Here is a 22,479-nt window from a genome sequence, read left to right as displayed (position 1 = left end):
CGCGGTGCGGGACGGGTGGCGCCGGTAAGCACCGAGCACGCGAGATGCGAGGCCTGGCGGAGGCGGTGGCCTACCGTCTCCGCCCGTTCCCGGGCGGCGAATCACACGACAGCACGCAAGTCGACCGCTTGCGCCCACCGGTCGGTAATCTTGTCCCGAGCGTGCGGTTACCGGATGATTACCCCGTGCGAGTGAAACCGTGCCAGGCTGCCGACACCCAGTCGCGTCCGCTTTCCGGTACGGAGGCAACTCGTTGTCGGGCTATTCGATATCGCAGGCCACCATTCCTGCGCCACGGCAGATAACGTCCACCTATTCCCTGCTGCACCTACTTCAACCCGTCGACGATTCCGTACTCCACTTACCGGCGACGAACCCGCAGCTGATCGAGGAGGTCGTCGCCCGCGTCGGCTCGGGGGCGACCGGTTGGGCCATCGAGAACAGCCGGCTCTTACTGGCCGAGTTGGCCGAGGAACCCTTCGCCCGCTTCGATCGCAAGTCGTGCAGCGAAACCCGGTTGGTCGAGGCGATCGCACTGTGGGTCGTCCTGCGACTCAGCGGCGTCCGGGCCATAACCGGCCTGCTTTCCGCCGAACTCACCAACGCCATCCGGGAACGGATCGCGGACAACACGACCGTCGACCTCCTGCTCCGCTACGTCCGGGCCACCCACGCGAGCTTCACCCGTGAGTTGTTCGAGTTCCGCGAGACGATGATTCCCGCCGAGGACCAGCCGGCCATGATGCGCTCCATCTCGGCCGACCTGTTCGAGGGCATGGAGACGCTGTCGGCCTCGGTGACCGAGAAGTTCGCCGCCGAACGCAACCGCTGGTTCGCCGGATCCGTGGGCGAGCGCTTCGAATCGGTGTCCGCGATCCTCAAGGGCAAGCCGACCGACACCCGAAAGGCGCTGCACCAGCTGCGCTACGACCTGACCCTGCATCACGTCGCGCTGATCCTGTGGCAGGACGAGATCACCCCGGACAGCAGACGGGACCTGGAGACCACCGCGCTGCGCCTGCTCGACCAGGTGGGCTGTTCCTCGATGTTGCTGCTTCCGGCGGGCCCGGGACGCCTGTGGGCATGGGGTGGGCGCGCCACCGACCATCCGGGTGAACTGCGGCGCTCCGCCAAGCCGATGGACCTGCCCGCGCACGTGCACGTCGCCTCGGGGCTGCCCGGGGACGGCATCGCGGGCTTCCGGCGTTCGCACCAGCAGGCGATCACCGCCGAGCGGGTCGGCCGCATCACCGAACCCGGCCCGTCGAGGTTGTGCGACTACGGCGACCTCGAACTGGTCATCCTGCTCGGCAACGACGCCGAGGCCACCGCCGACTTCGTACGCCGCGAACTCGGACCGCTCGCCGCCGACAACCGCACCATGGCCGCGTTGCGCGAGACCGTGCGGTGCCTGCTGGACAACGAGCGTGGCGTGGCGACCACGGCCAAACACCTGCACATCGCGAAGAACACCGTGGTGTATCGGGTCAAGAAGGCGGAGCAGTTGCTCGGGCGGTCGTTGCGCGAGGACCACCTGCGCCTGCACTTCGCGCTGTATCTGGCGGAACGGCTCGGCTCGTCCGTACTGGCCAAACAGGGCCCCGCGGCGGGACTGGAGCACTCGATTCGGGCGGTGTCCTCATGAGCGGTGGTGGGCGCGAGATGAACGGCGGTCCGGAGATGAACGGCGGTCGCGGCATGAGCAAGGACGAGAAGCTGCTCGACTATCTCAAGTGGGTCACCACCGACCTGCACAAGGCCCGAAACCGGGTCGAGGAGTTGGAGTCGAGCCGGGCCGAACCCATCGCCGTCGTGGGCATGGGCTGCCGCTACCCCGGGGGCGTGTCCACGCCCGAGGAGTTGTGGCGCCTGGCCGCCGACGGCGTCGACGCGATCACGGGCTTCCCCACCGACCGGGACTGGGACGTCGAGGGCGGATACGACCCCGACCCCGACGCCATGGGCAAGTTCTACGCGCGGGAGGGCGGATTCCTCGACGACGTGAAGGGATTCGACGCGGCCTTCTTCGGCATCTCGCCGCGCGAGGCACTGGCGATGGACCCGCAGCAGCGACTGCTCCTGGAGACCGCCTGGGAGGCCGTGGAACGGGCCCGGATGGACCCGCGGTCGCTGCGCGGCAGCGACACCGGGGTGTTCGTCGGCGTGATGTACACCGGCTACGCCTCGACGGTCAGCGCGTCGGCGACCGGCATCGAGGGCTACGCGATGACCGGGATGTTGACCAGCGTCGCGTCCGGCCGGCTCTCCTACGTCCTGGGCCTGGAGGGGCCGACGGTCAGCATGGACACGGCCTGCTCGTCGTCCCTGGTGTCCATCCATCACGCCGTCGCCGCGCTGCGCAACGGCGAGTGCTCGCTGGCGCTCACCGGCGGCGCGATGGTGATCCCGGTGCCGGACGGCTTCGTGGAGTTCTCCCGGCAGCGCGGGCTGGCGCCGGACGGCCGCTGCAAGGCGTTCGCGGCGGCGGCGGACGGCACCGGGTTCTCCGAGGGCGTCGGGATGCTGGTGTTGGCCCGGTTGTCCGACGCGCGGCGGCGCGGGTTGCCGGTATTGGCGGTGATCCGGGGCAGTGCGGTGAACTCCGACGGCGCGTCCAACGGCCTGACCGCGCCGAGCGGTCCCGCGCAGCAGCGGGTGATCCGTCGGGCGCTGGCGAACGCCGGCCTCTCCCCCGCCGAGGTCGACGTCATCGACGCGCACGGCACGGGGACGATGCTCGGCGATCCGATCGAGGCCCAGGCGCTGCTGGCGACGTACGGGCAGTCGCGACCGGCCGGCGAGCCGCTGCTGTTGGGCTCGTTGAAGTCGAACATCGGACACACCCAGGCCGCCGCGGGGGTGGCCGGGGTGATCAAGATGGTCATGGCCATGCGCCACGGGGTGGTGCCCAAGACGCTGCACGTGGACGAGCCGACACCCGCGGTGGACTGGTCGTCCGGGGCGATCGAGCTGGTCACGGAGCAGCGCGCGTGGCCGTCGACCGGGCGGCCGAGGCGGGCCGCGGTCTCGTCGTTCGGGGTCAGCGGGACGAACGCGCATCTTGTCGTCGAGCAGGCGCCGGTCGACGACCCGGAGCCGGCGATGCCGGCCGGATCGGTGTTGCCGGTGGTTCCGGTGGTGGTGTCGGCGCGGTCGGCCGGGGCGTTGCGGGCGCAGGCGCGGCGGTTGGTGTCCGTGGTGGACGGCGCCGGCGGTGCGTCGTTGCCGGATGTGGGCTTGTCGGCGGCGGTGACGCGGTCGATGTTCGAGCACCGCGCGGTGGTGGTGGCCGGGGACCGGGACGAACTCGTCTCGGGGTTGCGGGCGTTGGCCGCGGGCGAGTCGGCGGCGGGGGTGGTGTCCGGGGCGGCGGGCGAGGGGCGTCTGGCGTTCCTGTTCACCGGTCAGGGTGCGCAACGTGTGGGCATGGGCCGGGAGTTGTATGACGGCTTTCCGGTGTTCGCGGCGGCGTTCGACGAGGTCTGTGGCCACTTCGACGCCGTGTTGCCCGGGATGCTGAAGGATGTCGTCTTCGGCGACAGTGAAGGGCTGGATCGGACCGGGTGGACGCAGCCGGCGTTGTTCGCGGTCGAGGTGGCGATGTTCCGGCTGCTGGAATCGTGGGGTGTACGGCCGGACTTCGTGACGGGGCACTCGATCGGGGAGTTGGCCGCCGCGCATGTCGCGGGTGTGCTGACCCTGGCCGACGCGTGCCGGGTCGTCGCCGCTCGCGGGCGGTTGATGCAGGCGTTGCCGGCCGGCGGGGCGATGGTCGCGGTGCGGGCCGCCGAGGCGGAGGTGCGCGAACTCCTGCGCGGGTACGAGGACCGGGCCGGGATCGCGGCGGTCAACGGGCCGACGTCGGTGGTGGTCTCCGGCGCCGAGGACGTCGTCCTCGCGGTCGCGGACGCCCTGCGGGAGCGCGGCCACACGACGAACCGGCTCACCGTCAGCCACGCCTTCCACTCCCCGGCGATGGTCCCGGTTCTCGACGAGTTCGCCGGTGTTCTGGACACGGTCGAACTGGGCGAGCCCGGCATTCCGATGGCGGCCGACGCGGCCGATGTGCGTTCGGCGCGGTACTGGGTCGACCACGTCCGCGAGCCGGTGCGCTTCGCGGAGCATGTCGCCCGCCTGCGGGAGCGGGGCGTCACGCGGTTCCTGGAGATCGGCCCGGACGCGGTCCTCACCGCCCTGGGCCCGGAGACCGCACCGGACGGGTTGTTCGTCGCCCTCCAACACCGCGACCGCCCCCAGGCCCGTACCGCGCTCACCGCGCTCGCCCGGCTGCACACCCACGGCCACACCGTCGACTGGCAACACCTGTTCGCGGGCACGACCGCCTCGCTCGTCGATCTTCCGACCTACCCCTTCGAGCACCGGCCGTACTGGCTGGACGGCACCTCCCCCGGCGGGCGCAGGACCACCGGACTGGGGCTGATCACGCCGGAGCACCCACTGCTGACGACCGCCATCGAACTCACGGGCGGTGCCGGGCTCGTGCTCACCGGTCGGCTCTCCCCGCACACCCATCCCTGGCTCGCCGACCACCGCGTGGACGACACCGTGACGCTGCCTCCGGCGGCCCTGGTCGAGTTGGCGGTCCGGGCCGGCGACGAGGTCGGCTGCCCCGGCATCGTCGACCTGACGATGCACGCTCCCCTGGCCGTCCCGGACAGCGGCGGGGTGCAGGTCCAGGTGACCCTGGGTCCGCCCGACGAGGACGGTTGTCGACCGATCACGATCGGCTCCCGGCCGGATCGGGGCGAGCCGGGCGCGGCGTGGCTCGTGCACGCCCGGGGGCTGCTCACCGAGCCGGCGCCGGCGCCGCTGATCTCCCTGGCCGCCTGGCCGCCGCCCGACGCGGTCCCGGTCGATCTCGACGACCTCTACCCGCGGCTCGACGGGAAGGGCCGCGCGTACGGGCCGGTGTTCCGGGGGCTGCGGGCCCTGTGGCGGCAGGGTGCGGATCTGTTCGCCGAGGTGCGGCTTCCCGACGACACGGACCCGGACACGTTCGGGATCCATCCGGCGCTGCTGGACGCGGCGCTGCACGCGTTGCTCGCCGTGGGGCAGGACACCGCCGAGCTGTCGTGGCGCGGGTTCGACCTGTACGCCGCCGGTCCGCGTGCGCTCAGGGTTCGGATCAGGCCCGGGGAGCGGGACGGGTTCCGGGTGTGGCTGGCCGACGAGGAGGGGGAACCGGTCGCCGAGGTGCGCGCGTTGCGGCGTCGGCGGGCTCCCGTCATCCGCCGGCACGACCGGGTGATGGCGAACTCCCTGTTCCACACCGCCTGGTCGCCGATCACCCTCCCCGACCCGGACGACCTCGACCCCACCGGCTGGGCGGTGCTCGGGGACTCCCCGCCCGTCCGGCGCGCGAGACACGTCGGGCGGGTCGCGGAGGCCGCCGGGGGCGTCCTCGTCGCGATGATCGACGAGCCGGCCGGGGCCGATCTCGCGGACGCGGCCCACCGGGCCACGTCGCGCGCGTTGGAACTGGTCCAGGAGAGCCTGGCGTTCGGCACCTCCCGTCTCGTGGTGGTCACGCGCAACGCGGTCGCCACGCACGAGTACGCGGACGTCGAACTCGGCTCGGCCCCGGTCTGGGGGCTGGTCAGGTCGGCCCAGGTCGAGAACCCGGGGCGGATCACGCTGATCGACGTCGACGACAGCCCGGCCAGCGCCGCGCGGCTGGGCGCCGCGATCGTGTCCGGGCACGAGCAGGTGGCCATCCGGGGCGGGCACGCGAGTACTCCCCGGCTGGCCAGGGTGTGCCCGGAGGCCGTGGCCGGGCCGGAGTTGAAGCCCGACGGCACCGTCCTCGTCACCGGCGGAACGGGCGCGCTGGGTGCGCTGTTCGCCCGCCATCTGGTCACCGAGTACGGCGTACGGAACCTGGTCCTGACCAGTCGACGCGGGCAGGACGCGCCCGGTGCGCGGGAGTTGCGGGACGAACTCGCCGCGCTCGGCGCCCGGGTCACCGTCGTCGCGGCCGACGTCACCGACCGGGACGCCGTGGACCGGGTGCTCGCCGCGATCCCCTCGGAGCACGCGCTGACCGGCATCGTGCACACCGCCGGTGTCATCGACGACGGCATCGTCACGGCGCTCACCCGCGAACGTGTCGCCCGCGTACTGCGGCCCAAGGTCGACGCCGCGCTGCATCTGCACGAGGCGACCCTCGACGACGACCTGGCCATGTTCGTGCTGTTCTCCTCCGTCGCCGGTGTGGTCGGGTCGCCGGGGCAGGCGAACTACTCGGCCGCCAACCAGTTCCTGGACGCGCTCGCGCAGCACCGTCGGGCCAACGGGCTGCCGGCCCATTCGCTCGCCTGGGCGGCATGGGCGCAGGAGCACGGCATGGCGTCGAGGCTGTCCGAGGTGGACCGGAGTCGGGCGACGCAGGCCGGGTTGCGGCCGATCGAACCGGCCGAGGGCCCCGACCTGTTCGACGCGGCGCTGGTGGCCGTGCACCCGACGACGGTGCCGATGCATCTCGACATCGCCCGGATCGAGCGGCAACCCGGCCCGGTCATGCCCGTGTTGCGCGGCCTGGTGCGCAAGTCGGCGCGGCGGGTGATCACCGCGGCGGCCCGGGACACCGGGCATCTCGCGGAACGTCTGGCCCCGCTGGACGACCCCGGTCGGCACGAACTCCTGCTCGATCTGGTCCGCGTCGCCGTGGCCGCGATCCTGGGCCATCGCGGCACCGACCACATCACCCCCGGTGTCGTCTTCACCGAGCTGGGCTTCGATTCGCTGACCGCGGTCGAGTTGCGCAACCGGCTGGAGGGCGAGACGGGGCTGCGCCTGCCGCCGACCCTGCTGTTCGACCACAACACCCCGGCGGCGCTGATCGATTACCTGCTCGCCGAACTCTCCAGCCGTGCCGACTCGCCGGCGCGCTCCGCCGTGGACTTCGCGGCGGAGGTGCGGCTGGCCGAGGACGTGGTCCCGGCCGCGGAGGTCGTGGACGTGGTCGCCGATCCCGGGCGGGTGTTCCTCACCGGGGCGACCGGGTTCGTCGGCGCCTTCCTGCTCCGGGACCTGATGCGCGAGACCGGGGCCACCGTGCACTGCCTGGTCCGGGGTGCCGACGAGGCGACCGCGCTGGAGCGGCTGCGGGCGAATCTGAGCTGGTACGGCATCTGGGACGAGATCGACCCGGACCGGCTGTCGGTGGTCACCGGCGACCTCGCCGAACCGCGCTTCGGGCTGGACGCCGAGCGGTACGAGCGGCTGGCCCGCGAGGTCGACGTGGTGTACCACGCGGGCGCGACGGTGAACTGGCTGCACCCGTACACGTCGTTGAAGGCCGCCAACGTGACCGGTACGGAGGAGGCGCTGCGGCTCGCGGCGCTGTACCGCACGGTGCCGCTGCACTACGTGTCCAGCACGGGCGTCTTCGCTCGGCCGGCACCCGGCGGCGCCGGTCTGACCCCGCAGGATCCCACCGGGCCGCCGGAGGAGTTGACCAACGGGTACCGGCAGAGCAAGTACGTCGCCGAGAAGGTGATCGCACTGGCCCGGGAACGCGGCCTGCCCGTGTCGATCTACCGCGCCGACGTGGTCTCGGGTGCGCGGACCAACGGCGCCTGCCAGACCCGCGACTTCGTCTGGTTGAGCCTGAAGGGCAGCCTCCAGGCCCGGGCGGTGCCGGTGGGGGCGAACGCGCTGTTCCCGATGGTGCCGGTGGACTACGTCGCGTCGGCTGTGCTGGCCCTGTCCCGCACGACCGGCGGGCGCACGTTCCACCTGTTCAATCCGGTGGCGATCGGCTTCGCCGACATGGTGGGGCGGTTGCGGGAGGCCGGGCATGTCCTGGACGAGGTGTCCTGGGACGAGTTCGTCGCCACTGTGCGTGCCGATCGGGACAACGCGCTGTTCCCGACGATCGACATCTTCCGGAGCTACATGACGGCGGGCGAGGAGCTGTACATGCGGATGGACGTGGAGGCGACGGAGGCCGCGTTGGCCGGTACCGGCATCGTCTGCCCGGAGATCGACGCGGAACTGTTCGGCAGGTACGCGGAGTTCTTCGCCGGGGTCGGGTACTTCCCGGTGCCGGCCCGGGTCGGGTAGGGCGTTCGGGCCGCCGGTCGCGGCACACGGCGAAGGGTCCGCCGGGGCATCGAAGCCCCGGCGGACCCTTGGTCGTTCGGTGCTACCGGCCGTCGAGGAACTGGAAGAGTTCCTCGTCCGTCGCGGCGGTGACGTCCAGCTTGGCGTCGGGGCGGTCCGCGGAGTCGCGGAGCGCGCGCAGTTTCAGGAGCAGGCCCTCGATACGATCGGCGATCTCGTCGCCGTCCGGGCCGGTCGCCGAGTCCATGGTGAGCGCCGATTCGACCCGGTCCAGCTCGGCCAGTACCGACCCCGTCGGCGCCTGGCCCCGGACCGCCGGCGTGCGGACCAGCTCGCGGGCCACCGCGGCGGCCGTGGGGTGGTCGAACACCAGCGTCTGGGCCAGCCGCAGGCCGGTCTCGGCGCCGAGCCGGTTGCGGAACTCGACGGCGGACACCGAGTCGACGCCGAGGTCGGAGAAGGCCCGGTCGGGGTCGACCTTGCGGCCCGCCGCGTACTGCAACACCTCGGCCATCCGGATGCACACCAGGTCGAGCAGCACCTCGTACCGGCCGTCCTCCGACAGGCCGGCCAGGCGCTCCGACATCGGAACCGGTCCCGTGCCGGCCGGTGCCCGGCGCGGCGTTCGGGCCACGGCCTCGCGCCCGGCCAGGCGGCGCAGCAGCGGCGGTACGTCCGCCTGGGCGCGTACCCGGGTCAGGTCGAGGGCGACCGGGACCAGCGTCGGCTCGTCCAGGCCCAGCGCGGCGTCCAGCAGCGCGACGCCCTCCGCCGAGGAGGACAGGGTCACCCCGAGCCGGGCCAGCCGGGCCAGGTCGACGTCGGTCAGCCGCTCGGTCATCGTGCTGCGCTCGGCCCACATGCCCCACGCCAGGGACATCGCGGGCAGCCCCCGGGCCCGGCGGTGTTGCGCGAGGGCGTCCAGGTAGGTGTTGCCCGCCGCGTAGTTCGCCTGGCCCGCCGGGCCGATCAGGCCGGACATCGAGGAGAACAGCACGAACGCGGACAGGTCGAGGTCGCGGGTCGCCTCGTGCAGGTTCCGGGCGGCGACGACCTTGGGGTCCAGTGCCGCGTCCAGGCGCCGCGGGGTGAGTTCGGTGAGGACGCCGTCGTCCAGGACGCCGGCCGCGTGCACGACCGCGGTCAGCGGGGCCTCGGCCGGGATGTCGGCCAGGACCCGGGACAGCGCGGCGCGGTCGGTCGTGTCGCAGGCGGCCACCACGACCTCGGCGCCCGCCCCGGTCAGTTCGGCCGCGAGTTCCGCGCTGCTCGGGGAGTCCGCGCCGGCGCGGCTGACCAGCAACAACCGCCGCACCCCGTGTGTGGCGACCAGATGTCGGGCGACGATCGTGCCGAGCGTGCCGGTGCCGCCGGTGACGAGCACCGTCCCGGACCCGAACGCGGGCACGGGCGCGGGCGCGGAGCCGGAGCCGGGGCCGATCTCGACCCGGACGAGTCTGGGGACCAGTACCCGGCCGGATCGCACGGCCAGTTGCGGCTCCTGCGGGATCAGCGCGGCCAGGGTGTCCCACGGCGCCGACTCGGGGCTCGTGTGCGTGTCCGCGTCGACGTCGACCAGGCCGAATCGGCCCGGGTTCTCGGTTTGCGCGGACCGTACGAGACCCCATACGCCCGCCTGGGCGAGCCCGTCGACCGGATCCTTCGCATCGGTGCCGACCGCTCCCTCCGTCACCGGGACGAGCGTCCCGGAGGCGTACCGCTCGTCGGCCAGCCACTCCTGCATGACCGCCAGCATCGTGCCGGTGACCTCACGGGCGTCCGGTCCGACCGGGCAGCGCAGGAACACCACGCCCGGGTCGGCGGGCACCTCCGCCAGCGCGGAGACGAGCGTCCACCGGTCGGGCCGGGTCGACTGTGCCGGCCGCGCCGGCGACCAGTCCACCCGGAACATCGACTCCGCGGGCGTGCCCCGGCCGGTGGTCGGCATCCGCCGAAAGCGCAGGGCCTCGACCGACGCCACCGGCGCGCCGGTCGGGTCGGCGAGCACGATCGAGACCGTGTCCGGGCCGGCCGGCGACATCCGCAGGCGCAGCGCGGACGCGCCGACCGCCGACAGGGACACGCCGGACCAGGCGAAGGGAAGTACGGCGCCGTCCACGTCGGCCAGGAAGGACCCGTACCAGACCGCGTGCAGCGCCGCGTCGAGCAGCGCCGGATGCAATCCGAATCGCGCCGCGTCCGCCGTCGACTCCGGCGGCGGGGCGATCTCGGCGAACACCTCGTCCTCGCGCCGCCACACCGCCGCGAGTCCCCGAAATGCCGGACCGTAGTCGTAGCCGCGTGCGGCGAGGTCCGCGTACACGTCGCCGATCGCGACCTCCTCCGCTCCCTCCGGCGGCCACTCGGCGGCCTCGAACACCGCCGGTTCGGCCCGTTCGACCAGCGAACCGGCGGCGTGCCGGACCCACTCGCCGCCGTCCTCGTGCCGGGCGTACACCGACACCGCACGCCGGCCCGCCTCGTCGGCGGCCTCGACCACGACCTGGACCCGGACCCCGCCCCGCTCGGCCAGGACCAGCGGGGTGTGCAGGGTCAGTTCGTCGAGCAGGTCGCAGTCGACCTCGCGGGCGGCGCGCAGTGCCATCTCCACGAACGCCGCGCCGGGTACGATCACCCGGCCGAGGACCGCGTGGTCGGCCAGCCAGGGGTGGGTCTGCGGGGACAGTCGGCCGGTCAGCACCGCCCCGCCGGTCTCCGGGCGGGCCAACACCGCGCCGAGCAGCGGGTGTTCGCCGTCGGACAGGCCGACCGCCCGCAGGTCGCCCGACGACGCGGAGGCGTGCATCCAGTAGCGGTCGTGCCGGAAGGCGTAGGTCGGCAGGGTCACGGTGCTCGCGCCGGTTCCGGCGAACACCCGGTGCCAGTCGACCTCCACGCCGTGCACGTGTGCCGTGGCCAGCGCGGTCAGCGCGGTGTGCGGTTCCGGGCGGTCCGCGCGCAGCACCGGCACCGCGAAAGGCGGCGCCTCGCGATCGGGGGATGTGGTGAGGCAGCCCTCGGCCATCGTGGTCACCGCGGCGTCCGGGCCGATGCCGAGGAAGCGGGTGACGCCGTCGTCCTGCAACCGGCGGATCGCGGCGGCGAACCGCACCGGCTCGCGGACCTGGCGCACCCAGTACTCCGGCGCGCACACCGTCTCCGCCGCCAACGGCTCGCCGGTGACGGTCGACACGATCGGCAACAGCGGTTCGTGGTAGACGACTTCCGCGAGCACCTTGCGATAGGACGCCAGCATCGGGTCCATCAGGGGCGAGTGGAACGCGTGACTGACCCGCAGGCGCCTGGTGCGGCGGCCGAGGGAGGTGAAGTGTTCGGCGAGGCGCAGTACGGCGTCCCACTCGCCGGAGACGACCACCGACTCGGGCCCGTTCACGGCGGCGATACCGGCCGGGCCGTCGGCCGATGCCGCCGCGACCTCGTCCTCCGTGGCCTGGATCGACACCATCGCGCCGCCCTCGGGCAGCCGTTCCATCAGCAGTCCGCGAGCCGCCACGACTCGGCAGGCGTGCTCCAGCGTCCACAGACCCGCGACGAAGGCCGCGGACAGTTCGCCGACGGAGTGCCCGGCCAGGACCTCCGGACGCACACCCCACGAGCCGAGCAGCCGGGTCAGCGCGACCTCGACCGCGAACAGCGCGGGTTGTGCCCAGCCGGTCCGGTCCAGCAACTCGGCCGCGTCCGCGCGCCCTTCGACGAGGAGTTCGCGCAGCGGACGGTCCAGCAGGCCGTCGAAACCGGCACACACCTCGTCCAGGGCCGTCGCGAAGGCCGGGAAGGCCGCGTACAACTCGCGGCCCATGCCAAGCCGTTGGGTGCCCTGACCGGCGAAGACGAACGCGGTGCGGCCGGGATGGGCGACGCCCCGCAGGACGCCGGGACCGGATCCGCCGACGGCGATCTCCCGCAGGCCGGCCCGCATGTCGTCGTGGTCCTCGGCCACGAGCGCGGCCCGATACTCGAACGCGGTCCGGGTGGTGGCCAGCGAGAAGCCGGCGTCGAGCGGATCGACGGCGTCGGCCGTGGACAGCAGTCGCGCGGCCTGGCGGGCGGGCGCGTCGGGGGTGGGGCCGGAGAGGATCAGCGGTATGAGCGGCAACCCGGTGCGGGCCGGGGGCGGCGCGGCCGGCTCGGGTTCCGGGGCCTGTTCCAGGATCAGGTGCGCGTTGGTGCCGCTGATCCCGAACGAGGACACCGCGGCCCGTCTGGGCGCGCCCGTCGCCGGCCACTCCCGACGCTCCGTCAGCAGCCGTACCGCGCCCGACGACCAGTCCACGTGTGAGGACGGGGTGTCCACGTGCAGCGTCCTCGGGAGCACGCCGTGGCGCAGGGCGAGCACCATCTTGATCACCCCGCCGATCCCGGCGGCGGCCTGGGTGTGGCCGATGTTGGACTTCAACGAGCCCAGCCACAGGGGGCGTTCGCGGTCGAGGCCGTAGGTGTCCAGGACGGCCTGGGCCTCGATCGGGTCGCCGAGGCCGGTGCCGGTGCCGTGTGCCTCGACCGCGTCCACGTCGCACGGCGCCAGGTCGGCGTCGTCGAGCGCCTGGCGGATCACCCGTTGCTGGGCCGGTCCGTTCGGGGCGGTCAGTCCGTTCGAGGCGCCGTCCTGGTTGACCGCGCTGCCGCGGAGCACGGCCAACACCGGGTGTCCGAGCCGCCGGGCGTCGGAGAGGCGTTCCACCAGAAGCATCCCGACGCCCTCGGCCCAGCCGGTGCCGTCGGCCGTGTCGGCGAACGACTTGCAGCGCCCGTCGGCGGCCAGTCCGCGGTGTCGGCTGAACGCGACGAGCATGCCCGGCGTGGACATCACGGTGGCACCGCCGGCCAGGGCCAGGGTGCACTCGCCGCGGCGCAACGAGCGCATCGCCAGGTGCAGGGCGACCAGGGACGACGAGCACGCGGTGTCGACGGTGACGGCGGGGCCCTCCAGGCCCAGGGTGTAGGCGATCCGTCCGGACGCGGCGCTGTTGGCGGTGCCGGTGAGCAGGTGTGCCTCCGCGCCGCCGACGGCCTGGTGCAGCCGCGGGCCGTAGTCCGGGGCCATCGCCCCGGCGAACACCCCGACTCCGGCGCCGCGCAGCGACGCGGGGCGGATCCCGGCGCGCTCCAGCGCCTCCCAGGAGGTTTCCAGGAGCAGCCGCTGCTGTGGGTCCATGGCCGTCGCCTCGCGGGGCGAGATGCCGAAGAACTCGGGGTCGAACTCGGTCGCGCCGCGCAGGAATCCGCCGCGTCGCGTGTAGGTGCGGCCGGGGGTGTCGGGGTTCGGGTCGTAGAGCGCTTCCAGGTCCCAGCCGCGGTCGGCGGGGAATTCGCCGATCGCGTCGCCGCCCGCGTCGAGGAGCCGCCACAGGTCCTCGGGGGAGCCGACGTCGCCGGGGAATCGGCAGGCCATGCCGACGACGGCGATCGGCTCGCGGGTCGCCTGTTCGGCGTCGCGCAGCCGCTGCTTGGTCTGCTGCAACTCGGCCGTGACCCGCTTGAGGTATTCCACCAATTTCTCTTCGTTGCTCACAAGCGCTCCGTTCGGGACGGGCCGAGTTGTCGGGGACGGGCCGAGTTCTCGGAAAAGACCGGGTTCTCAGGAAAGGCCGAGTTCGCCGTCGATGAGGTCGAACAGTTCGTCGAGCTCCAGCTCGGCCAACTCGGGTTCCGACACCGTGGGTTGCCGGAGTTGCCGGGGTCGCGCGGCTGGCTTCGCCGGGGCGAGTGCCGTGCCGAGGTGGCCGGCGAGGGCCGACGGGGTCGGGTAGTCGAAGACCAGCGTGGCGCGCAGGCGAAGCCCGGTGGCCGCGCCCAGTCGGTTGCGCAGGTCCACGGCCGTCAGCGAGTCGAACCCGAGTTCCTTGAAGGTGCGGTCGGGGGTGATCGTGCCGGGGGTGCCGTGGGCCAGCACGGTGGCGGTGTGTTCGCGGACCAGGCCGAGCAGGGCCTCGGCGCGGTCCGCGTCGGGCATTGCCGCCAGGCGGTCGGCCAGGGAGGCGACTTCGGCGGTCGTGCCGCCGGCCGCCTCCGTCCGCCGGACCCGTTCGCGGATCACGCCGCGCAGCAACGCCGGTACCGGGCCCTGCGCGTGGATCGCGGCCTGGTCGATCCGGGCCGGGACGAGCAGGGGGGCGCCGGTGGAGATCGCGCCGTCGAACAGGGCCAGGCCGTCGGCCGAGGTCAGCGGGGCCACGCCGGCGCGGCGCAGCCGGCTCAGGTCGGTGTCGGCGAGGCGGCCGGTCATCCCGCCGGGTTGTGCCCACAGTCCCCAGGCGAGCGAGAGGGCGGGCAGGCCGTGGGCGGCGCGGTGTTGGGCGAGGGTGTCCAGGAAGGTGTTGGCGGCCGCGTAGTTGGCCTGACCGGGCAGTCCGAGGATGCCGGCGACCGAGGAGAACAGCACGAACATGGACAGGTCGAGTTCTCGGGTCAGTTCGTGCAGGTTCAGCGCGGCGTCGACTTTCGGTCGCAGGACGCGTGCCAGTTGCTCGGGTCGCATGGCCTCGATCACGCTGTCGTCGAGCAGGCCGGCGGCGTGGACGACGCCGGTCAGCGGGTGTTCGGCGGGGATCGACGCCAACAGCGCGGCCAGCGCGTCCCGGTCGGCGATGTCACAGCCGACCACGGTGGCCGCGGCACCCGACTCGGCCAATTCGGCGACGAGTTCGGCGGTGCCGGGGGTGTTGGGTCCGCGTCGGCCGGCCAGCAGGAGGCGGGTCACGCCGTAGTGGGCGACCAGGTGGCGGGCGAACAGGGCACCGAGGGTGCCGGTGCCGCCGGTGATCAGTACGGTGCCCGCCGCGAGGTCGGGGCGCGGCGCGGATGTCCCGGTGACCCGGGCCAGCCTGGGGATCAGCGGGCGCCCCTCGCGCAGGGCCAGTTGCGGTTCCGCGCCGGCGAGGGCCAGGGGCAGGGCCGTGGTCGAGGCTTCGTGTCCGTCCAGGTCGACGACGACGAATCGGTCCGGGTGTTCGCGCTGCGCCGAGCGGACCATGCCCCACACGCCCGCGCCCGCCATCCCCGTCGCGGCCGCCTCGGTGGACTCCACGACCATCGCGTCGCGGGTGAGCAGGACCAGCCTCGACGCGGCGCACCGTTCGTCGGCGAGCCAGTCCTGGATCAGGCGCAGTGCGCGGCCGGCCACGGCGTGGGCGCCGGCCGCGGTGGGCTCGCCGGTCAGCGGGGCGAGCACCAGGTCCGGGACGGGCCCGGCGGCGGCCAGCGTGTCCAGGTCGGGGTGGATGGGCCCGCCGAGCCCCAGGTCGTCGGTGCCGATCAGCGCCCACGGACCGGTCGCGGGGGTGGCCTCCGGCGGACGGGCCTCGATCCAGTCCACGCGAAACAGCGCGTCGGCCGGTCCGGCGATCGGCATACCGGCCGGAATCGACCGCAGCGCCAGCGATTCCACCGAGGCCACCGGCGCTCCGGTGCCGTCGGCGAGCCGCAGCGTGACCGTGTCCGCGCCGTCGGGCCTGATCCATACCCGCAGCGCGGCCGCGCCGCCCGCGCGCAGTGACACGCCCTGCCAGGAGAACGGCAGGCGGGTGTCCGGGGCGTCGCCGACCGCGGCGTGCAGCGCGGCGTCCAGCAGCGCCGGGTGCAGCCCGAACCGGCCCGCGTCCGCCGCGATTCCCGGCGGCAGCGCGACCTCGGCGAAGATCTCCGTACCGCGTCGCCACCAGGCGCGCAGGCCCTGGAACGCCGGGCCGTAGTGGTAGCCCAGCTCGGTCCACCGCCCGTAGCCGCCGTCCCAGTCGACCGCGACCGCGCCGGGCGGCGGCCAGGCGGTCAGGTCGAACTCCTCGACCGGGCCGTGGTCGAGCGACCCGCTCGCGTGCCGGGTCCAGCCGCCGGAACCGTCGGCCGGGCGGGCGTGGACGGCCAGTGCCCGGCGTCCGGACCCGTCCGGCTCGTCGACCGTCACCCGAAGGTCCACCCCGCCGTGCGCCGGCAGCACCAGCGGAACCTCGCAGGTGAGTTCGACCAGGCGGTCGCACCCGACCTCGTCGCCCGCGCGGATCGCCAGTTCGACGAACGCGGTGCCGGGCACGAGGACCGTGTCGCCGAGGCCGTGGTCGAGCAGCCAGGGTTGGGCCCGGCGGGAGAGTTGTCCCGTGAGCAGGACACCGCCGGAGTCCGGCAGTTCGATCACGGCGCCGAGCAACGGGTGCCCGGCGGCGCCCAGTCCGGCCGCCGCGACGTCGGCCGCGTCGCCGTCGGGTGTGGGTTCGAGCCAGAAGCGGCGCCGCCGGAACACCGTGGTGGGCACGTCGATCCGCCGTGCGTCGGGGAAGACGGCCCGCCAGTCGGGGGCCGCTCCGCGTACGTACGCCTCGGCCAGCGAGGTCAGGAATCGCGCGATGCCGTCCTCGTCGCGGCGCAGCGAGCCGACGGCCATGGCGTGTTCCGCCACGTCCTCGATCGCCGCAGTGAGTACCGGGTGCGGGCTGACCTCGACGAACAGCGAGTGCCCGCGCTCGGCCAGGACGTCGACGGTCTCGGCGAAACGGACCTGTTCACGGAGGTTGCGGTACCAGTAGCCGGCGTCGAGGGCGGTGGTGTCCAGCGGGCCGGCGGTCACCGTCGAGTAGAAGGGGATCGTGGCCGGCCGCGGCGCGGTATCGGCCAAAACCTTGGCCAATTCGTCGGCGATCACGGCGACTTGCGCCGAATGTGACGCATAGTCCACCGGCAGTCTTTTGACCCGCACACCGGCGGCCTCGCATTCGGCGATCAACTCCTCCAGCGCGTCCACGTCACCGGAGACGACGACCGACCCCGGGCCGTTGACCACCGCCGTCGAGAGCCGGCCGGCGTGGCGGCGCAGGCGCTCGGCCACCGCGTCCTCGGACTGCGCGACCGAGACCATGCCGCCCGCGCCGGACAGCGCCAGGATGGCCCTGCTGCGCAACGCGACGACCCTGGCCGCGTCCGCGAGGTCCAGCGCGCCGGCGACGCACGCGGCGGCGATCTCGCCCTGTGAATGGCCCACCACGGCGGCGGGTTCGACCCCGTACGAGCGCCAGAGCGCGGCCAGCGACACCATCACCGCGAACAGCACGGGCTGGACCACGTCCACCCGCTCCAACGCGGCGGGGTCGCGCAACACGTCGAACAGGTCCCAGTCCACGTGCGGCGCGAGCGCCTCCGAGCAGGCCCGCATCGACCGGGCGAACACGGGAGCGTCGTCGAGGAGTTCGGTCGCCATGCCGATCCACTGCGAGCCCTGGCCGGGGAAGACGAACACCACGCCGCCCGACGCCCGCGCGCTGCCGCGCACGAGGGTCGGGGTGCCGGCTCGCGTCGCGAGCGAAGGCCGCGGTGGCGGGGCGACGACGGGGGTCGGCGTGTCCGCGCCGGTCGCGAGTGTGCTCAGGCCCCGGCGGCGCGCGGCCGGGTCGGCGGTGATCACGGCGGCGCGGTACGGCAGGCCGGATCGGGAGGTGGCCAGGGAGAAGCCGACATCCGCCGGGTTCGCGTCGGGATGGGCGTCCACGAAGGCCAGCAGCGCGTCGGCCTGAGCCGCCAGTGCGTCCTCGCTGCTCGCGGACAACACCCACGACACCACGGGCGCGCACGAGGCACCCGGCGCACCATGCGCGAGTCCCGACGCAGCGGGCTCCGGCCCACGGCACACGGGTCCCGACGCACCGGACCCGATTTCCGACCCACCACGCTCGCGCTCCGACGCACCGCTCCGAGGTTCCGGCCCACCGCGCTCGGGTCCCGACGCAGCGCACCCAGGTTCCGGCCCACCGCGCTCGGGCACCGACGCAACGCACCCGGACTCCGGCCCACCGCGCTCGGGCACCGACGCAACGCACCCGGACTCCGGCCCACCGCGCTCGGGCACCGACGCAACGCACCCGGACTCCGGCCCACCGCGCTCGGGCACCGACGCAACGCACCCGGACTCCGGCCCACCTCGCTCGGATCCCGACGCGCCACACCCAGGTTCCGGCCCACCGCGCTCGGGTCCCGACGCAGCGCACCCGGATTCCGGCCCGCCGGGCAGGGGTTCCGGCGCGTGTGCGCTTCGCGCGGACCGCGTACGTTCCGGCTCGGGCCCCGGGTCCGTTCCCGGCGCCGGATCGGCCTGTTCGATGATCACGTGGGCGTTGGTCCCGCTGATCCCGAACGACGACACCGCGGCTCGGCGTGGCCTTCCCGTCGACGGCCACTCGCGCGTCGCGGTCACCAGTTCCAGCCCGCCGCCGGCCCAGTCCACGTGCGGGCTCGGCTCGTCCGCGTGCAGCGTCCTCGGCACCACGCCGTGCCGCAGCGCCTGCACCGTCTTGATCACGCCGGCCACCCCGGCGGCGGCCTGGGCGTGGCCGATGTTGGACTTCAGCGAACCCAGGAGCAGCGGGCGGTCCGCGGTCCGGCCGCGCCCGTACGTGGCCGCGAGCGCGTCGGCCTCGATCGGGTCGCCGAGGGTCGTCCCGGTCCCGTGTGCCTCGACCACGTCGACGTCCGTCGTGGCCAACCCCGCCCCGGCCAGCGCCCGGCGGATCACCCGCTCCTGGGCGCGCCCGTTCGGCGCGGTGAGCCCGTTCGACGCACCGTCCTGATTGATCGCGCTGCCCCGGACCACGGCCAACACCCGGTGCCCGTCGCGCCGCGCGTCCGACAGCCGCTGCAGCACCACGATCCCGGCGCCCTCGGCCCACCCCGTCCCGTCCGCGCCGGCCGAGAACGCCTTGCACCGGCCGTCCTCGGCCAACCCGCGCTGCCGGCTGAACTCCACGAACATCCCGGGACCGGACATCACCGCGACCCCGCCGGCCAGGGCCAGCGAGCACTCCCCCGCCCGCAACGCCTGCGCCGCCAGGTGCAGCGCCACCAACGACGAGGAGCACGCGGTGTCCACGGTGACCGCGGGCCCCTGGAGGCCCAGCGTGTAGGCGATCCGGCCGGACGCGACGCTGATCGTGCTGCCGGTGAGCCGGTACCCGTCGGACTCGGCGTGCGCGGCGTGCAGTCGGGGGCCGTAGTCCTGCGCCATCGCCCCGACGAAGACGCCCACGGTTGTGCCGCGCCGGCCGACCGGATCGATGCCGGCCCGCTCCAGCGCCTCCCAGGACGTCTCCAGGAGCAGGCGCTGCTGCGGATCCATCGCCAGCGCCTCCCTCGGCGAGATGCCGAAGAACTCCGGGTCGAACAGGTCCGCGTCGTGCAGGAATCCGCCGCGCCGGGTGTGGGACGTGCCCGCCCGGTCCGGGTCGGCGTCGTGGAGTCGGTCGAGGTCCCAGCCCCGGTTGTCGGGGAACTCCGTGACGGCGTCGGTCCCTTCCGTCACCAGCCGCCACAGGTCCTCCGGCGACGCGACACCGCCGGGCAGCCGGCAGGCCATCCCGACGATGGCGATCGGCTCGTCCAGCACGGGCGCGGGGCCCGCGGTCTCGGCCGAAGGCTGTTCGTCCGCCGCCGATTGCCGCAAATGGTCCGCGAGTTCCGCCGCCGTCGGATACCCGAACAACAACCCCGCCGGCAGCACGAGCCCGGTCGCCGCGCCCAACCGGTCCCGCAGTTCCACGGACGACAGCGAGTCGACCCCGAGGTCCTTGAACGTGCTGTCCGGATCCACCGAGTCGCCGCCCGAATAGCCGAGCACGACCGCGACGATCGACCGCACCAGGCCGAGCATTTCCGGTCCGGCCGGGGTCACGGCCGCGACCCCGGTCGGACCGGTCACCGCAGGCTCCGCGTCGGGTACGACGGCCCGAACCGCGGACTCGGTGAGCCAGTGGCGCTCGCGCTGGAAGGCGTAGGTGGGCAGGGCCACCGTACGCGCGTCGCGCAGCGCGAACACGCGGGGCCAGTCAACTTGGACCCCGCGTACGTGCAGTTCGGCGAGCGAGGTGAGGAATCGCGCCGGCCCGCCCTCGCCCCGGCGCAGCGAGCCGGCGACCACCCCGGAGCCCGTCCCGCCCTGCTCCATCGTGTCCCGCAGCGCCGGCAGCAGCACCGGGTGCGGGCTGCATTCGACGAACACGCCGTGTCCGTCCCGGATCAGCGCCCCGGTCGCCCGCTCCAGTTCCACGGTCCTCCGCAGGTTGCGGTACCAGTACGCGGCGTCCAGTTCGGTCGTGTCGAGCACGTCGCCGGTCACCGTGGAGTAGAACGGCACCGACGAGGGCATCGGCCGGATCCCGTCGAGCACGCTGTGCAGCCGCTCCCGGATCCGCTCCACCTGCGCCGAATGGGACGCGTAGTCGACGGCGATCCGTCGGGTCTCCACGCCCTCCTCGGTCCACCGCGCGATCAGCGCGTCCAGCGCGTCGGGTTCGCCGGAGAGCACCACCGACGACGGGCCGTTCGCCGCCGCGATCGACACTGCGCCGTCGTACTCGGCGATCCGCTCGCGCACCGCCTCGGCCGACCGCAGCACCGACACCATCGCACCGGCGCCGGAGAGCTCGCACAGGGCCCGGCTGCGCAACGTCACCACCCGCGCGGCGTCGTCGAGCGAGAGCGCGCCCGCCACACACGCGGCGGCGATCTCGCCCTGACTGTGCCCGACGACGGCGGCCGGCTCGACCCCGCACGAGCGCCACAACCGGGCCAGCGACACCATCACCGCGAACAACGCGGGCTGGACCACGTCCACCCGTTCCAGCGCGGTCGGATCGCCCAGCACCTCGCGCAGCGACCAGTCGACGTGCGGCGCGAACGCCTGCTCGCAGTCCCGCATCGACGCGGCGAACTCCGGTACCGACTCGATGAGTTCGAGTGCCATCCCGACCCATTGCGCGCCCTGCCCGGGGAAGACGAACACGACCTTCCCGGTCGCCGCGGCCTGCCCCTCGACCACACCCGCGACGGCCGCGCCGGCGGCGAACTCGGACAGGCGGCGCCGCAGTTCCGCCGAATCGGCGCCGACCACCACCGCGCGGTGCCGGAAGGAGGTCCGGGTGGTGGCGAGCGAGCGGCCGATGTCCGCGGCGCGCGACACCACCTCGTCGGCGAGGAACGCGGACAACCGGTCGGCCTGACCCCGAAGCGCCGCGGCGGTACGGCCCGCGATCGGCCACGCCACCGCGCCCGCCTCCGCCGGCCGGCCGATGGCGAAGCCGATCCGCGAGAGGGGGAGCGGCGCTTCCGTCAGCACCAGATGGCAGTTGGTGCCACCCATCCCGAACGAGCTGACCCCCGCCACCAGCGGCCGGTCCGGCCGCGGCCACGGCGTGGTCGCGGTCTGCACCCGCAGGCCGAGGTCGTCGAGGGGGATCTCCGGGGGCGGCGCGACGAAGTGCAGGCTCGGCGGCAACATCCGGTGCCGGATGCTCAATGCCACCTTGAGCAGCCCGGCGATCCCGCCCGCACCCTCCAGGTGTCCGATGTTGGTCTTGACCGAACCCACCCGCAGCGGCGCGCCGGGCCGGCGGACCCGGCCGCCGAGTGCGGCGCCGAGCGCGGCGGCCTCGATCGGGTCGCCCACCTTCGTGCCGCTGCCGTGCAGTTCCACGTACTGCACGGCGCGCCGGGTGACGCCGGCCCGCCGATAGGCCCGGCGTACGACATCCTCCTGGGCGGAGCGGCTCGGCACGGTGAGGCCGGCGTGTGCGCCCTCGCCCGCGCCGTCGTTGTTCATCGCGCCGCCGGTGATGACGCAGTAGATGTCGTCGCCGTCGGCGAGCGCGGCGTTCAGCGGTTTGAGCACCACCGCGCCGCCGCCCTCGCCTCGGACGAAGCCGTTGGCGCGGGCGTCGAAGGTGTGGCACCGGCCGTCGGGGGACAGGCCGCCGAAGCGCGCCGCGCCGAGTGTGGTCTCGGCCAGGATGTTCAGGTTCACCCCGCCGGCGACGGCCGTGGTGCACTCGCCGCGACGCAGGCTCTCGCAGGCCAGATGTACGGCCACCAGCGAGGAGGACTGCGCGGTGTCCACGGCCAGGCTCGGGCCGCGCAGGCCCAGGTGGTGGGAGACCCGGTTGGCGATGATGGAGCGGCGGGTGCCGGTCATCGTGTGCCGGTCGATCCCGGCCGTGCCGAGCCGGTCCTGCAGCGCCGCGTAGTCGTCCCACATGACGCCGACGAACACCCCGGTGTCGCCGCCGGCCAGGCTCGCGGGCACGATCCGCGCGTCCTCCAGGGCCTCCCAGGCCAGTTCCAACATCAGCCGCTGCTGCGGGTCCATCGCCGCCGCCTCGCGCGGCGAGACGCCGAAGAAGGCGGCGTCGAACCGGTCGATGTCGGCCACGAACCCGCCGATGCGGTGTGGAGGTTCGGCACCGCGCAGGCGGTCCTCGGGAGCCTCCCGTATCGCGTCCGTCCCGTCCCGCAACAACCGCCAGAAAGCGCGGCCGTCGCCGGCCCCAGGCAACCGACAAGCCAACCCGACCACGGCGATCCGTCTCATATTCCCCAGTCAACGCCGTGTGCCCGCGGGACGGC

Annotated in this window: 3 protein-coding genes and 1 pseudogene; 2 read left to right on the top strand and 2 right to left on the bottom strand. The window is 73.7% G+C overall.

All coding sequences use genetic code 11. The features are described from left to right. Window positions 1-253 precede the first annotated feature (253 nt). Window positions 254-1,645 (top strand): PucR family transcriptional regulator, encoded by a 1,392-nt coding sequence (locus EMA17_RS30945; RefSeq protein WP_126640455.1) that lies wholly within the window; start codon window positions 254-256, stop codon window positions 1,643-1,645. Then, window positions 1,642-8,085, top strand: a complete 6,444-nt coding sequence (locus tag EMA17_RS30940; RefSeq protein ID WP_246127006.1) for a type I polyketide synthase — start codon at window positions 1,642-1,644, stop codon at window positions 8,083-8,085. The genes EMA17_RS30945 and EMA17_RS30940 overlap by 4 nt, the downstream gene beginning before the upstream one ends. A gap of 82 nt (window positions 8,086-8,167) precedes the next feature. Here EMA17_RS30940 and EMA17_RS30935 read toward each other — a convergent pair. Then, a pseudogene (locus tag EMA17_RS30935) lies at window positions 8,168-13,591 on the bottom strand (type I polyketide synthase); the annotation flags it as partial. Between the two features lie 93 nt (window positions 13,592-13,684). Further along, window positions 13,685-22,444 (bottom strand): type I polyketide synthase, encoded by an 8,760-nt coding sequence (locus tag EMA17_RS54430; protein ID WP_246127005.1) that lies wholly within the window; start codon window positions 22,442-22,444, stop codon window positions 13,685-13,687. Between the last annotated feature and the right edge of the window lie 35 nt (window positions 22,445-22,479).

Origin of the sequence: Embleya hyalina, assembly GCF_003967355.1 — a bacterium.
GTDB lineage: Bacteria > Actinomycetota > Actinomycetes > Streptomycetales > Streptomycetaceae > Embleya > Embleya hyalina.
The sequence above is the reverse complement of the archived record's forward strand: the minus strand, read 5'-3'. Positions and strand labels throughout refer to the sequence as shown.

Bases quoted from the DNA above. Each gene is read 5' to 3' on its own strand.
- EMA17_RS30940 (WP_246127006.1), top strand. From the start codon at position 1,642: ATGAGCGGTGGTGGGCGCGAGATGAACGGCGGTCCGGAGATGAACGGC.
- EMA17_RS54430 (WP_246127005.1), bottom strand. From the start codon at position 22,444: ATGAGACGGATCGCCGTGGTCGGGTTGGCTTGTCGGTTGCCTGGGGCC.